Annotated in this window: 11 protein-coding genes; 3 read left to right on the top strand and 8 right to left on the bottom strand. The window is 64.2% G+C overall.

The features are described 5' to 3' along the window. Nucleotides 1-113 precede the first annotated feature (113 nt). On the bottom strand, nucleotides 114-1,643 hold the full coding sequence (locus tag CQ017_RS09815; protein WP_105553546.1) for a sodium:solute symporter: 1,530 nt from the start codon (nucleotides 1,641-1,643) through the stop codon (nucleotides 114-116). A 438-nt stretch (nucleotides 1,644-2,081) separates the two neighbouring features. On the opposite strand from CQ017_RS09815, the gene CQ017_RS09810 reads away from it, so the two are divergent. From CQ017_RS09810 to CQ017_RS09800, 3 genes are all read left to right on the top strand, one after another. Next, nucleotides 2,082-3,737, top strand: coding sequence for a thiamine pyrophosphate-dependent enzyme (locus tag CQ017_RS09810; RefSeq protein ID WP_105553545.1), 1,656 nt, complete (start codon nucleotides 2,082-2,084; stop codon nucleotides 3,735-3,737). A 264-nt stretch (nucleotides 3,738-4,001) separates the two neighbouring features. Continuing rightward, a complete protein-coding gene (locus CQ017_RS09805) occupies nucleotides 4,002-4,370 on the top strand; it encodes a hypothetical protein (RefSeq protein WP_105553544.1) in 369 nt (122 codons plus the stop codon). Between the two features lie 141 nt (nucleotides 4,371-4,511). After that, the gene (locus CQ017_RS09800; RefSeq protein WP_176484155.1) at nucleotides 4,512-4,943 is read left to right on the top strand and encodes an SRPBCC domain-containing protein; all 432 of its coding nucleotides are present in this window, start codon (nucleotides 4,512-4,514) and stop codon (nucleotides 4,941-4,943) included. 6 nt (nucleotides 4,944-4,949) lie between these two features. Here the strand turns inward: CQ017_RS09800 and CQ017_RS09795 are convergent, their stop codons facing one another. The 7 genes from CQ017_RS09795 to CQ017_RS09765 all read right to left on the bottom strand — a co-directional run bounded on the left by CQ017_RS09795 (nucleotide 4,950) and on the right by CQ017_RS09765 (nucleotide 12,993). Beyond that, nucleotides 4,950-5,693, bottom strand: coding sequence for a polysaccharide deacetylase family protein (locus tag CQ017_RS09795; RefSeq protein WP_105553542.1), 744 nt, complete (start codon nucleotides 5,691-5,693; stop codon nucleotides 4,950-4,952). Between the two features lie 67 nt (nucleotides 5,694-5,760). After that, nucleotides 5,761-7,059, bottom strand: coding sequence for an MFS transporter (locus tag CQ017_RS09790; RefSeq protein WP_105553541.1), 1,299 nt, complete (start codon nucleotides 7,057-7,059; stop codon nucleotides 5,761-5,763). Between the two features lie 141 nt (nucleotides 7,060-7,200). Continuing rightward, on the bottom strand, nucleotides 7,201-7,479 hold the full coding sequence (locus CQ017_RS09785; RefSeq protein WP_105553540.1) for an HPr family phosphocarrier protein: 279 nt from the start codon (nucleotides 7,477-7,479) through the stop codon (nucleotides 7,201-7,203). Nucleotides 7,480-7,533: 54 nt separating this feature from the next. After that, on the bottom strand, nucleotides 7,534-9,228 hold the full coding sequence (ptsP, locus tag CQ017_RS09780) for a phosphoenolpyruvate--protein phosphotransferase (protein ID WP_105553539.1): 1,695 nt from the start codon (nucleotides 9,226-9,228) through the stop codon (nucleotides 7,534-7,536). Further along, complete coding sequence (locus CQ017_RS09775) at nucleotides 9,225-11,240, bottom strand: fructose-specific PTS transporter subunit EIIC (protein ID WP_105553538.1); 2,016 nt, start codon at nucleotides 11,238-11,240, stop codon at nucleotides 9,225-9,227. Before CQ017_RS09775 ends, ptsP begins: the two co-directional genes overlap by 4 nt. A gap of 2 nt (nucleotides 11,241-11,242) precedes the next feature. Then, nucleotides 11,243-12,220: a 1-phosphofructokinase family hexose kinase gene (locus CQ017_RS09770; RefSeq protein ID WP_105553537.1), complete on the bottom strand. Its 978-nt coding sequence runs from the start codon at nucleotides 12,218-12,220 to the stop codon at nucleotides 11,243-11,245. Then, nucleotides 12,217-12,993, bottom strand: coding sequence for a DeoR/GlpR family DNA-binding transcription regulator (locus CQ017_RS09765; protein ID WP_096286019.1), 777 nt, complete (start codon nucleotides 12,991-12,993; stop codon nucleotides 12,217-12,219). Before CQ017_RS09765 ends, CQ017_RS09770 begins: the two co-directional genes overlap by 4 nt. Nucleotide 12,994 lies beyond the last annotated feature (1 nt).

The following is a 12,994-nucleotide window of genomic DNA, read 5'->3' as shown; positions in this document are numbered from 1 at the left end:
GCCTATTCCGTGACGCTGGATGCCGAATAACAAAACGAGCCCCGTGCTCAGCGACGTTCACGACTGAGCGCGGGACTCGAATACGAGGGTTCGCCCCGATGTTGCCTACTGGTCTAGAGTGCTGACTCCTGTGCCGTAGTGCTGGCCGGAGCGTCCTGGATCTTGCCTGCCACTCGTTGATTCCAATGCTCGATGACCTGCGCCGAGGTAGGCCGGGTGAGCAGGGAGACCATCACGAAGGTCAGCGCCGAGGCAATCAGGCCGTAGTAGATCGGCTCATTTGCGTATACGCCACCGAATTTTTCCTCGGCCTGGATCTCCAAGATGATCATGGTGCCCAGGGTGACGACTGTACCGGCCGCCATGGAGGCCGCGGCGCCGATGCCGTTTCCGCGCTTCCAAATCAGCCCGCCAATGATGGCGACCAGCAGGCCGCCGACCAGAATGTCATAGGCGATGGTGAGCGCAGCGACCACATCATCAACCAGAATCGCCAGCGAGACCGTGACTATGCCGAGGAGTAGGACCCAGATGCGGTTTGCGCGCACGTCATGCTCCGGATTTTCGTCGGAGTTGGCCTGGATGGTCTTGCCGAACCAGCTGGCAACAAAGGGTGTGACGTCGGCGCGTGCCACGGTGGCCGCGGCGATCAACGCGCCGGAAGCGGTTGACATCATTGCAGCCACCGCCGCGGCCATGACCAAGCCGCCGACGGCAACCGGAAGCAACTGGGTTGCAACCTCGGCATAGACCACATCCTGGTTGGAATCTGCCCCAGCGATGTCCGGTAGGGCTACCCGGGCAGCCATGCCGATAATCGCTCCGGCAGCGCCATAAATGATGCAGTAGATCCCGGCGGTGGTGCCGCCCCAACGGGCTACCTTGGGAGTTTTCGCGGTGAATACGCGTTGCCAGATGTCTTGGCCGATGAGCAGCCCAAGGGTGTAGACGACAAAGTAGGTGATGATTGACTGCAACCCGATGCCGGTGAAGCTGAAGAACTCGGCATCTACTCGTTCGCGGATGCCAGCCATTCCGCCGGCTGCGTTCAAGGCGAAGGGCAGCATCAGCAAGAAGATGCCGATCGTTTTGATGATGAACTGCACCTGGTCTGCCAGGGTGATTGACCACATGCCGCCGATAGTCGAGTAGACCACTACGATCGCGCCGCCGATGGCGATGGCGTGCCATTTCTCCCAATCGAAGAGCACCACGAAGATCGTCGCGTACGCGCTGGTGGATGTCGCGCAGAGCATCAGGGTGTAGGCGAGCATGACCATGCCCGAGGTATTGGTGGCCGACTTGCTGCCGTAGCGCAGGGTCAGCATTTGGGACACCGTGAAGACCTTGAGCCTTTGCAATGTCGGCGCGAAGCAGAGCGAGAGCAGGATGACTCCGGCCCCGATGGCGACCACCAGCCACATTCCCGAGATGCCCCATTTGTAGCCCAACCCGACGCCGCCCACGGTGGAGGCACCGCCGAGCACGACGGCCGCCATGGTGCCGGTGTAGAGGAAGGGGCCTAGCCGACGTCCGGCTACGAGGTAGTCGCTGCTGTTCTTGGTGCGCGATTTTCCCCACCATCCGAAGAGCAGCATTGCCGCCAAATAAGCTGCAACGATTATTCCGTTGATGTATTCCATGAAGGTGGCCTGTGTTCTGTGAGGGCGGGCAATCAAGATTACCGTAAGTAAACTTTTGTTGTTCTACAGGCTATTGGTGATAGCGGTGTGTCGTCAAACACATGAAGCTTGCCCGGTGGTTGTTTCGACAGTTGCAGGGTATTCGAGACGCGGCCCGGCCAGCTGCAGGCAAGGCGAGGTGCGACTCGTCTGATTTACCCTTGGTTGTTGTGATGGAACACACTGACTTGCCTGTCGTAATTTTATGGACAATTTGACGAGCGATATGCATGATCGTTGGGCAACGTGTCATATTTGCGTAGCAATCCATGGATCTTGTGCGATGCTGCGTGGACTCGAGTACTGTTTCACGACGACGCAACGTTGCATCCGGTGCCTCTGTGGCACCTTTTTTCGTATGCGCGTCCCCCGATTTTTCGATAGAAAGACGCCTAAAAGATGAGTGAAAATGGTCAGCCGTCGACAATGAAGTCGGCCGGACACGTCATTGTCGACACCCTTGCAGCCCATGGAGTGGAACGCGCCTACGTCGTACCGGGCGAAAGCTACCTCGACGTCCTTGACGGCCTGCACCACTCGGCCATCGACACCATCGTCTGCCGCCATGAAGGCGGAGCCACTTATATGGCCGAAGCCGACGGCAAAATGCACCAGCGCCCGGGAATCGCGATGGTCACCCGTGGCCCGGGTGCCGCGAACGCCCATGTCGGTTTGCACACCGCGTGGCAGGACTCCACTCCGCTGGTGCTCTTCGTGGGACTGATTCCCTTCGAGCACCGGGGCAAGGAGGCCTTCCAGGAATTCGATCCGAAGGCCTGGTTCGGTACCGGCGCCAAGCGCGTGATGATCCTAGACCATCCCGATCGCGCCTCGGAAATCGTCGCCGAAGCCATGTTCGCCGCCATGTCCGGCCGCCCCGGCCCGGTGGTGGTCGGACTGCCAGAAGACATCATCACCCGGCAGGTGCCTGCGGAGGTGCACCCTGCGATCCCTGTCGCTACCGGCGGCATGACCGTCACCGACTGGAAAGCGTTGAACGAGGCGCTGCAGGAAGCCGATAAGCCGCTGTTCATCTTCGGCGGCAACGACTGGTCCCATGAGGGAGCGGCAAACTTCACCAGCTGGCTCGAAGAGCACGACCTGCCGGCCGCCGCCGAATGGCGTTGCGAAGGAACCGTGCCGTTCAACTCCCCATCATATGTGGGGCCCATCGGGTACGGCCGTCCCAAGCCCACCTATGACCTGCTCGAAGAAACGGACCTGCTCATCTTCGTAGGCACCGTGCCCGGAGACGTGATTACCGACGGCTTCAACATCCGCCAAAACTGGGATAAGAAGAACTTCCTGGTGACTATCGACCCATCGCTGCGTGGCCGTTCGGGGCCCGTCTCGCACCAGATCGTGGCCAAGCCCGACGTGTTCGTCCGCGACCTGATGCTCATGGACCTGAAGGTCAAGGACTCCTGGCGCGCATGGACTGGCCGCATGCGCGGCGAGCAGGAGAAATTCGCGCAACTGCCTTCGGCGGTTCCGGGGGAGGGCCAGGCCCGGATGGCAACTCTCATGGCCAACCTGGTCGAATCCCTCCCGGAAGATGCCATGGTGACCTTCGGGGCCGGCGAGCACACCAACTGGGCGCATCGATACTTCCCCACCAACGGCTACGCCTCGATGCTCTCGGCGCGCAACGGCTCGATGGGTTATTCCATCCCCTCGGCGGTGGCCGCTTCGCTGTCCTACCCGGGACGCCGCGTGGTCACCATAGCCGGGGACGGCGAATTCATGATGAACGGCCAGGAACTGGCCACCGCCACCCAGTATGGCGCCACCCCGCTGGTTATCGTCATGGACAACCAGCAATACGGCACCATCCGCACCCACCAGGAACGCCACTACCCGGGCCGGGTCTCCGGCACGCAGTTGCAGAACCCGGACTTCGCGCTGATGGCCCAGGCCTTCGGCGGGTACGGCGTGCGCGTCGAAAAGGACGCGGACGTTCCCGCGGCAGTCGAAGCGGCGCTCGCCGCCATCGACGGAGAAAAAACCTTCGCGTTGATCCATTTGATCGTGGAGCAGGGCATCAAGGCCTACTAGGCGGCTCCAAGTCGCAGTGCTCAGCGAGCGCCCGGCGGCGCTCGCTGAGTGCTTTAACCCCTGCCATGTACCCGGAAATCGGCCCCCCGATCGATTCGAGAGCCGCCGCGGAGGACCAAGCGGCCTGCCGTTGGCGCGGCCTGCAACCCGGGCAATGATAAATCCCACGCCTATCGCCTTGGCATGCCCGGTGGGACGGTTTAAGCTGAATTCCTACGGAATACGAGAGCAATCCAATCCCAACCCACCAAGGCGGAGAATCAGATGGCACAAATGAGCGAAGAGCTCATTGAGCAGTGGGCCGATGCCACTGCCGAAATCTACAACGAATCCCTATCCGGCATCTCGCTGACCCGAATGCCGGGCGCCGTAGGGCAATACATTGAGCTATTTGCACAGAGTGAAAACCTGACCTTCAATCGGGCAGCCACTCCACTTGACTACTTTGAGCGCCACCCATTCCTTGCGGTGACAGCGATCCTGAACAACGACGAAGCGCTGGAAGCGCTCGACGATGATCAGCAGGAAGCCTTGGACGAGATGGTGGGCTTCACCGAAGCCTGGTACAACTTCGACCAGGAGCAGGAACCCGAATTGGGAACCTCCGAAGCCGATGACGAGGACGACTGGTAAACCCAGATCCACAAGTACGAAGCCGATCTGCCCATGGTTCGCCGTGGACGGGTCGGTTTTTTGCTCGTCGAAACCGGCAGGCCGGAGCGGAAAACGGATCCTGCTATTTCCATATCGGATGATTGGTGGGACGATGCCGTTATGAGCCAGTTCAGCGTCTTTGAAAGCACCGTGGTGATTCACCTGCCGGTGCACCGCGTCTGGGAACTGCTGACCGACTGGGCGGCCACCCCGTTATGGATGCCGGGCATTGCCACCATGCATTCCGACGACGTGCAGCTACGCGTAGGCACGCAGCTGATATATCGGGTAGGCAAGCACGAGCGCCACTACCGGATCCACGACCTGATCGAGAACCGCCTGCTGGTGGCGCACACTTCCGAAAATCCAGATGGCCTCTCTTACCGTTTTGATTTGAAAGACGATGCCGGGTACACCGAAGTGGTGCTCCAGGTGGCGGTGATCAATCCGGATCTCACCGTTGAGCAATGCGAAGAGCTTGCCGCCTCGGTGCGCGAGGCGGAGGGAGATATGCTCGATCAGCTCAGGCTCTACGCCGAGCAGGCGCCGTAGCAGAACCTATTGGCTGTGCGGCATGCTGCGCTTGGCGTAGGCCTTGGAATCCTTGAACTCGGTTCCGGCGAAAAGCTGCTCGACGGTCACCAGGGTGTAGCCCGCCTGCCGAAGTTCTTCCACCAGCTGCGGCACGGCCTGGACCGAACTTTCATGGATGTCGTGCATCAAGATGATGGAGCCGGGGTTGACTTCCTCCATGGCTATTTCCACGGTCTTTTCCGGGTCATGATGCTGCCAGTCCATCGTGTCCACATCCCACAGCACCAGCGGGTAGGGCACCAGCCGGTCATAAACCGCGCCGTGGGAGCCATAGGGTGGCCGGAGGATATCGGGGCGCACCCCGGAGGCCTCTTCGATCGCTTCCGCGGTCCACTGCACCTCCTGCTCGATGCCATCGGCGGTCAGCGTGGTCAGATCCTTGTGGTCAAAGGTGTGGCTGCCGATCTGGTGTCCCTCTTGGGCCATGCGCTCCAGGGTTTTCGGGTGCTTCTTGACGTTTTTGCCCAGCACAAAAAAGGTGGCCGGGGTGTGCTGCGCGCCCAATTCGTCCAAAAGCCTGTCGGTGAACTCCCCGGGCCCATCGTCAAAGGTCAGCGCGGCGCACTTGGTGGCCGCGCAGTCCACGGCTGCGGGGCTTGGCTCGGCGGGCGTCGGCTGCGCCGCAGGTTGCGCGGCGCAGCCGGCAAGCAAGGCGATGGCGATAGCCAGCACGGAAAAGCGGTAGCCGCGGCGGGAGAACGAACTCATTCTTCAACCATCTACCTCCAATGGCGCTGGCGCCAAGCTGCCACGCCCCACGGCGCGAATTTCACGGCTAACTCTGCGCAGCCGGTTGCGCGGCAGAGTCCAGCGGATGCTGCAGCTCGTCGCGCGCAAACTTCCCGGCCCGCCAGGCGAGCAGCCCGAAGAGCGGCGAGGCCACCCCGGCAATGATGAAGATTGCTTGCAGGCTCATCAGCTGGCTCAGCGGCCCGGCGACCGCCATGGATAGCGGCATCAGCGCCAAGGAGACGAAGAAGTCCAGGCTGGAGATGCGTCCCAGCAGGTGCTTCGGCACGCGTCGCTGCAGCAGGGTACCCCAGATGACCATGCCCACGGCATCGGTGATTCCGAAGAGCAATAGAATCGCGAAAAGCATCCAAGCGGCATCCACGTATCCCACCAGAGCCAAGGGCAGGGTGCCTAGGCACCAGCAGGCGGTCATCACGCTCAGATAGCGCCGCGGGAATTTCGACGAAGCGATGAGCAGCGAACCGATCGCCGAACCAGCGCCGAAGAAGGCCAGGGTGTACCCGAAGAGTTTCGCGTCCCCGCCAAGGTTGTCGCTGACGATAAATGGCAGCAGCACCTCAAATGGTCCGATGAAGGTGAATACCGAGATGACCGAAAAGATCAGGGTCCAGCGCAACCAGCCGGTGCGCAGGGTGTAGCCCACGCCCTCGCGCAGCTGACGCAGCACGCCGGGTGCAGCGGCCTGCGGATCGGCATGGCCCGGAGCATCGTATTCCTTGCGGTGGGCTATGGTGCGCAGGACAAAGATCGCGATCAGATGGCAGATGGCGATCCCCGCGATGGCGTGCGCCGGGGAGACCGCGGCCACGAGGAAGCCGGCAACCATGGGGCCAATGGCGGTATGGACCACCGGGCGCACGGTGCCTTCCAATCCGTTGGCGGCCAGCAGGTCTTCGGGTGGAAGCATTCGTGGCAGCAGCGCCGAATAGGCCGGGTAGAAGAACGCGGAACCCGCCCCGGCGAGAAAGCCGGTCACGATCAGATGCCACAACTCGATGACGCCGGTGAGTGCCAGCACCGCGGTGGCGCTCATGATAAGCAGCGAAAGCAGCTGAACGAAAATTACGATTCTCCGGCAGGAGTACCTGTCCGCCAGGATGCCGCCGAGCAAAACCAGGGCGAGCAGCCCCACGCTGCTGGCCGTGGCCACCATGGACAGCTCCATTGGTCCGCCGCCCAGGCGGCGCACCTGGTAGACCATCGCCACCGCCCACATGCCCGCGGCAAAGGTGGAAATGATTAGGGAACTGGCTAGCAGCGCATAATCCCGGTGGGCGAATGGCTTGACTAGACGCAGCACCGAGTCTTGCAATCTGCTCATGGGTGCTCCTGCATAAACGTGCGTAAGACCAATCATCCAGCCACTGATTGAATTTTGTCAATCAGTAAATTCGGGTGCACGCAAAAGCCCCGTGCCGTACCTTTGATGGGTGCTGCACGGGGCTAAGCAGAGAAGCGTTGACTACTCGGAGTCGTGGTCAATTTCCAGCAGCGTTACCAGCTGCTCCAGGGAGGCCTCGGCCCCTTCGCCTTCGGCGCGCAACACGACCTTGGTGCCGTATTCGGCTCCCAGCCCCATCAGCGAGAGGATGCTCGAGGCATCCAGCGCGTCCTCGGCAGGTTCTCCTTCCAAGGCGATGGTGACCTCGACCGGAAGCTCACCGGCGGCTTCGGCGAAGATTGCAGCCGGACGGGAATGCAGGCCAACCCGGCTTCCAATGATTGCTGTACGTTCTGCCATGATGGCTCCTTTTGATCGGTGGTATTCGTAAGCTTAAAGTACTTAGGTCTTCGGTTACAGTCCGAAACGGTCGAGCTCGGGCAGCTGCGCGCGCACCAGAGCGCGAGCCTCATCCGCCGAGGCCGCCCGCAGGGCGAGGCGTGCCAAATCCTGCGCGGCCGCCAGGTCCACGGTGCGAAGCACCGCAGCAACCGGAGCGAGCGCACGTTTATTCATCGACAGCGTGCTGACTCCCAGGCCTACCAGCACCACCGCGAGCGCGGGATCCGCCGCGGCTTCACCGCACACGCCTACCGGTTTGGCCCCGGCGCCTTGCGCCCCGGCGCAGGTGGCCGCGACCATGTGCAGCACCGCAGGCTGCCAGGGGTCGTTGAGTTCCGCCAGCGAACCCAGCTGCCGGTCGGCGGCCATGGTGTACTGCGTCAGGTCGTTGGTTCCGATGGAGACGAAATCGCAGCGTTCCAGGATCCGCTCGGCCAACAGCGCGGCCGAGGGCACCTCGATCATCACCCCGGCGGTGGGCAGCTCCGCCTCGGCGACCAGCGCCGCGAAATCCTGGGCCTCGGCGGGCGTGGAAATCATTGGGGCCATGGTCCAGACCTCGGCCTGGTGGGCGGCGGCCGCCTCGGAGATCGCGGTGAGCTGGCGGGCCAGCACGCCGGGACTGGTGGTATCGGTGCGGTAGCCGCGCACCCCGAGGGCCGGGTTCGGCTCGCTGGTATCGGTGAGAAATGGCAATGGCTTGTCGGCGCCGGCATCCAGCGTGCGCACCACGACCTTCTGCCGCGCAAACGCCGCGAAGACCGCACCGTAGGCCGCGACCTGCTCCTCGTGGGAAGGTTCCTTTTCGCGTCCCAGGAAGCAGAACTCGGTACGCAGCAGGCCCACGCCTTCGGCTCCGGCCGCGGCGGCCGCCTGCGCGTCCTCGCCGCTTCCGACGTTGGCCAGCAGCGGGACGCGGTGCCCGTCGGCCAGCACGCCGCTGCCGTCAAAGTCCGGCAGCTGCTCGCGGTTGGCGTAGGTTCGCGCGATGGCGACCTCGACCTCGGTGGGGTTGCGCACCACCAGCCCGTCGATGCCGTCCACATACACCCGGTCCGCATCATGCAGCGCGGTGGTCTCGCTCGCCGCGACGATGGCAGGCAAGCCCAGGGAGCGGGCGATGATCGCGGTGTGGGACTGCGGGCCGCCGTCGCTGGTGACCAGCGCCAAGACCTTGGCCGGATCCAGGGTGGCGGTATCCGCCGGGGCCAGGTCCACCGCAACGAGCACAAAGGGCTCGTCCGAATCGGGGATTCCCGGGGCGGGGACCCCGCGCAGCTGGGCCACGATGCGCGCCCGCACATCCAGCACGTCGCCGGCGCGTTCGGCCATGTAGCCGCCGAGCGCCGCAAGCTGGGTGGCCACCGCGTCGGCGGCTTCCCAGAGCGCCGACTCGGCGCAGGTGCCCGAGGCGACAAGCTTCGTCGCAGACTTCAGCAGGCTGCGGTCGCTGGCCATCAGCGCGGTGGCCTTGAGCACCGCTTGCGCGTCTCCGGTGGCATGCGCCGCGCGTTCCTTCAGCTGGGCCGCGACCGCCGCGGTGGCCTCGGCCAGGCGGGCGGTTTCGCTCTCCACGCTGGCCCCCGGGGCAAACGGGGCGCCGTCGGCCGGGGCACTGATCGGATCGGGCATGCGCCGCACGGTGCCGATGACCCGGCCCGCGCTGACCCCGACGCCGGAGAACTTTTCTACGCTGTGGGTGCTCATGCGCCGACCTTCGCATTCTCTACGCCCGGCGTCGCGGACTTGCGGACGAATTTCTTCAAGATGATCACCAGCGCCGCGGAAACCAGCGTGCCGATGAGCGTTGCCAGCAAGAACATCGGCCAGGTGTTGTTCATCGCGAAGAAGACGAAGGCTCCGCCGTGCGGCGCCTGGCTGACCACATCAAAGGTCATGATCAGCGAACCGGTGACCCCGGCGCCGACCATCGAGGCCGGGATGACGCGCAGCGGATCCGCCGCGGCGAAGGGGATTGCCCCTTCGGAGATGAACGCGGCACCGAGCAGCCAGGCCGCCTTGCCGTTCTCGCGTTCGGCCCCGGTGAAGAGCCTCGGGGAGACCGCGGTGGCCAGCGCCATGGCCAGTGGTGGAACCATGCCCGCGGCCATAACCGCCGCCATGATCATCAGCGGTGCCGGGTTATCGGTAATCGAGCCGGCTCCCAGCCCTGCCACGGCGAAGGAGTAAGCGACCTTGTTGACCGGTCCGCCCAGATCCACCGCCATCATCAGGCCGAGAATCAGTCCAAGAATTGCCGCGGCGGTGCCCGACATGCCCGAAAGCCATGAGTTCAAGGCTTCGGTGAGTTTTGCGATCGGGCCGCCAAGGAAGAGGATCATCAGCCCCGAGGCGATGATCGAGCCCAGCAGCGGCACAATCACCACCGGCATCAAGCCGCGCAGCCAGCGCGGAACATTCCACGAGCTAATCCAGCGCGCCGCGAGTCCGGCAATCAGGCCGCCGACGATACCGCCGAGGAAGCCGGCCCCCATGAACCCGGCCACCGCACCGGCGGTGAAACCTGGGGCGATGCCCGGACGGTCGGCGTAGGCGTAGGCGATGTAGCCGGCCAGCGCCGGCACCAGGAAGCCCATGGACAACCCGCCGATCTTGAAGGCGACCGCGCCGAGGAAGGCCAGGAGCCCCTCGTCCGGCAGATTGAACAGCGTAGTTTCCGCCAGGTACTGATCGGCCACTTCGGTGATGTCGTAACCGCCGAGCAGGAAGCCCAAGGCGATCAGCAAGCCGCCGCCGGCGACAAACGGGATCATGTAGGAGACGCCGGTGAGCAGTGCACGCTTCAGGTCGGCGCCGAAGCCTTGCTTGCCGCCGCCCTGTTCGGATTCCGCGGCGGCCGTGCCGGCGGGAACCTTGCGCGCGTTGGGATCGGTGGCCGCGGCGATGGCATCCTGCAAGAGCTTTTCCGGTTCGTCGATGCCGCGTTTGACGGGAACCTGGATCACCGGTTTGCCGGCGAAACGCGAGCGGTCACGCACGTCGACGTCTACCGCGAAGATCACCGCGTCGGCGGCTTCGATTACCGCCGGGTCCAAGGCGGTTGAGCCGGAGGAGCCCTGGGTTTCCACGGCGAAGTCGATGCCGAGCTCCTCGGCGCTTTGCGCCAGCGAGTCGGCCGCCATGTAGGTGTGCGCGATGCCCGTGGGGCAGGCGGTGACCGCAACGATCTTGGAGACCTTCGCGGTAGCAGCCGGCGCTTCGGGCTGCGCGGCAGGTGCGGTGCCCGCCGCGGCAGGCGCCGTGGGGCTATCGGAGATCACCGCGGAGACCAGTGCGACGATTTCCTCGTCGCTCTTGGCTTCACGCAGGGCGCCGGTGAAGGTCTTCTTGACCAGTGCGCGGGCCAGCTTGGAGAGCAGCTTCAAATGATCCTTGTCGGCGCCTTCCGGGGCGGCGATGAAGAAGATCAGATCCGCCGGGCCGTCCTTGGCTCCGAAGTCCACCGGGGTGGCCAGGCGCGCCATGGCCAGGGTCGGGATGGTCACGGCCGCCGAACGGCAGTGCGGGATCGCGATGCCCCCGGGGACGCCGGTTGCCGTTTTGTCTTCTCGGGCCAGCGCATGCTCGGCCAAAGCCGAGGCGTCGGTGGCGCGGGAGGCCTGGGCCACCAAATGCGCCAGATGGTTGATGACCTCGGAGGTCGAGGTGCCCAAGTGCGCGTCGAGGGTGACGAGCTGGGTGGTGATCAGGTCGCTCATAGCTATGATCCTTGCCTTGGGGTTAGTGCGAGAACGGTGACGGCGTCCACGGTGAGATCGGATGGTGCGGGAATGGTTGAGCCGGGAAGTGAGGCCGCCGCCGCGCCGTAGGCGATGGCGGAGCCAAGACACTGATCCGGTGCTGCCCCGGAGATGGCCGCGAGCAGGTAGCCTGCCAGCGAAGAGTCTCCGGCGCCCACGGTGCTGCGGGCGGTGATCGGCTGGTGCCAGCCATGCCAGGCGCCCTGGCCCGTTGCCAGCACGGCGCCGTGCGCTCCGAGGGTGGCAAGCACCGCGCCGGCCCCGCGTTCGAGCAGGTCGCGGCAGGTGCTCGCGGTCAGCTCGGCGTCGGCCTCGAGCTGCTCCTCGGTGAGCTGCGAGCCCACCAGTTCGGCCAGTTCCTCGGCATTTGGCTTGATCAGATCCGGGACGTGGCTTGGGCCGTGGGCAAAGAGCTGGCGCAGCGGTTCACCGGAGGTGTCCACGGCGATGTTCGGGCAATTCACCCCGAGCGCATCGCGCAGTGCCGCGGTGAGCTGGGCGTAGAAATCTGCGGGTGCTCCCGGTGGCAGCGAGCCGGCCATCACCACCCATTGGGCTGCGCCAGCGGATTCCAGCACCAGCGCGCTCAGTGCGTTCAGCGCCTCGGCCGTGAGCACCGGACCCGATTCGTTGATCTTCGTGGTGGTGCCGTCCGGGTCGGTGATGGCGATGTTGGTGCGCAAGGGCCCATCGATGGGCAGCGCCTTGAACTCAAGCCCGTCGCCGCGCAGCGCCGCGATCAAGGGGTCATTGGCCGCTCCGGGGAGCAATGCCAGGCTCTGGGCACCGGCGATCGAGATCGCCCGGGAAACATTGACTCCCTTGCCGGCGGCTTGGGTGTGGCTTCTGGCCGCGCGCTGGACCGCTCCGTGGGCCAGCGGATCCAGCAGCTCGATGGTCTTGTCCAGGGCCGGGTTGCAGGTCAGGGTGATAATCATGCGACCACTACCTCTACCTCGGCTAGTTCCAGGGCGCGGGACAGCTCGGCTTCCGGGGCGTGATCGGTGACGATCGTGTCCACCTGGTCCAGCCGCGCGAAGCGGACCAGGGTTTCCTGCTCGAATTTCGAGGAATCCACCAGGAGGACCACCCGGCGGGCGCTGGCGACCAGCGCCGTTTTGACGGCGGCTTCCAACGGGTCCGGGGTGCTCAGCCCGAAGCCGGCATGCAGGCCGTTGGTTCCGATAAAAGCAATGTCTGCGCGGTAGTTCGCGTATTCCTGTGCGGTGCGCGCCCCGCTGCTGGCGCCGGTGATTCCGCGAACTCGTCCGCCAATCATTTCCAAGGCAATCTGCGGGCTTTGCATCAGCGCGGTGGCGATCGGCAGCGCGTGGGTGATCACCACGAGCCCCGACCCTGCATTGGTTTTCACCATGCGTTCGGCGAGAATCTCGGTGGTGGTTCCCGCATCGAGAATGACCGAGGCATCGGAGACCGGGAGCAGGCTCAGCGCGCGCTGGGCAATCCGGGCCTTGGCCTCGGCGTGGATGGCAGTGCGGGCTACATAGCTTTCCTCGCGGGTGCTCGCCTCGCTGGCCGCGACCGCACCGCCGTGCACCCGGCGCAAGAGGTTCTCTGATTCCATCTGGGCCAGATCGCGGCGGACCGTTTCGGCGGTGATCTCGAAGCGCTGGGCCAGCTGAGCGACGGTTACTTTCCCGGCATTCGCCAACTGATCAGTGATTAGCCGGTGTCTTTCCTCGGCAAACATC

This window comes from Arthrobacter sp. MYb224 (assembly GCF_002975455.1).
Lineage (GTDB): Bacteria > Actinomycetota > Actinomycetes > Actinomycetales > Micrococcaceae > Glutamicibacter.
The sequence above is the reverse complement of the archived record's forward strand: the minus strand, read 5'-3'. Positions and strand labels throughout refer to the sequence as shown.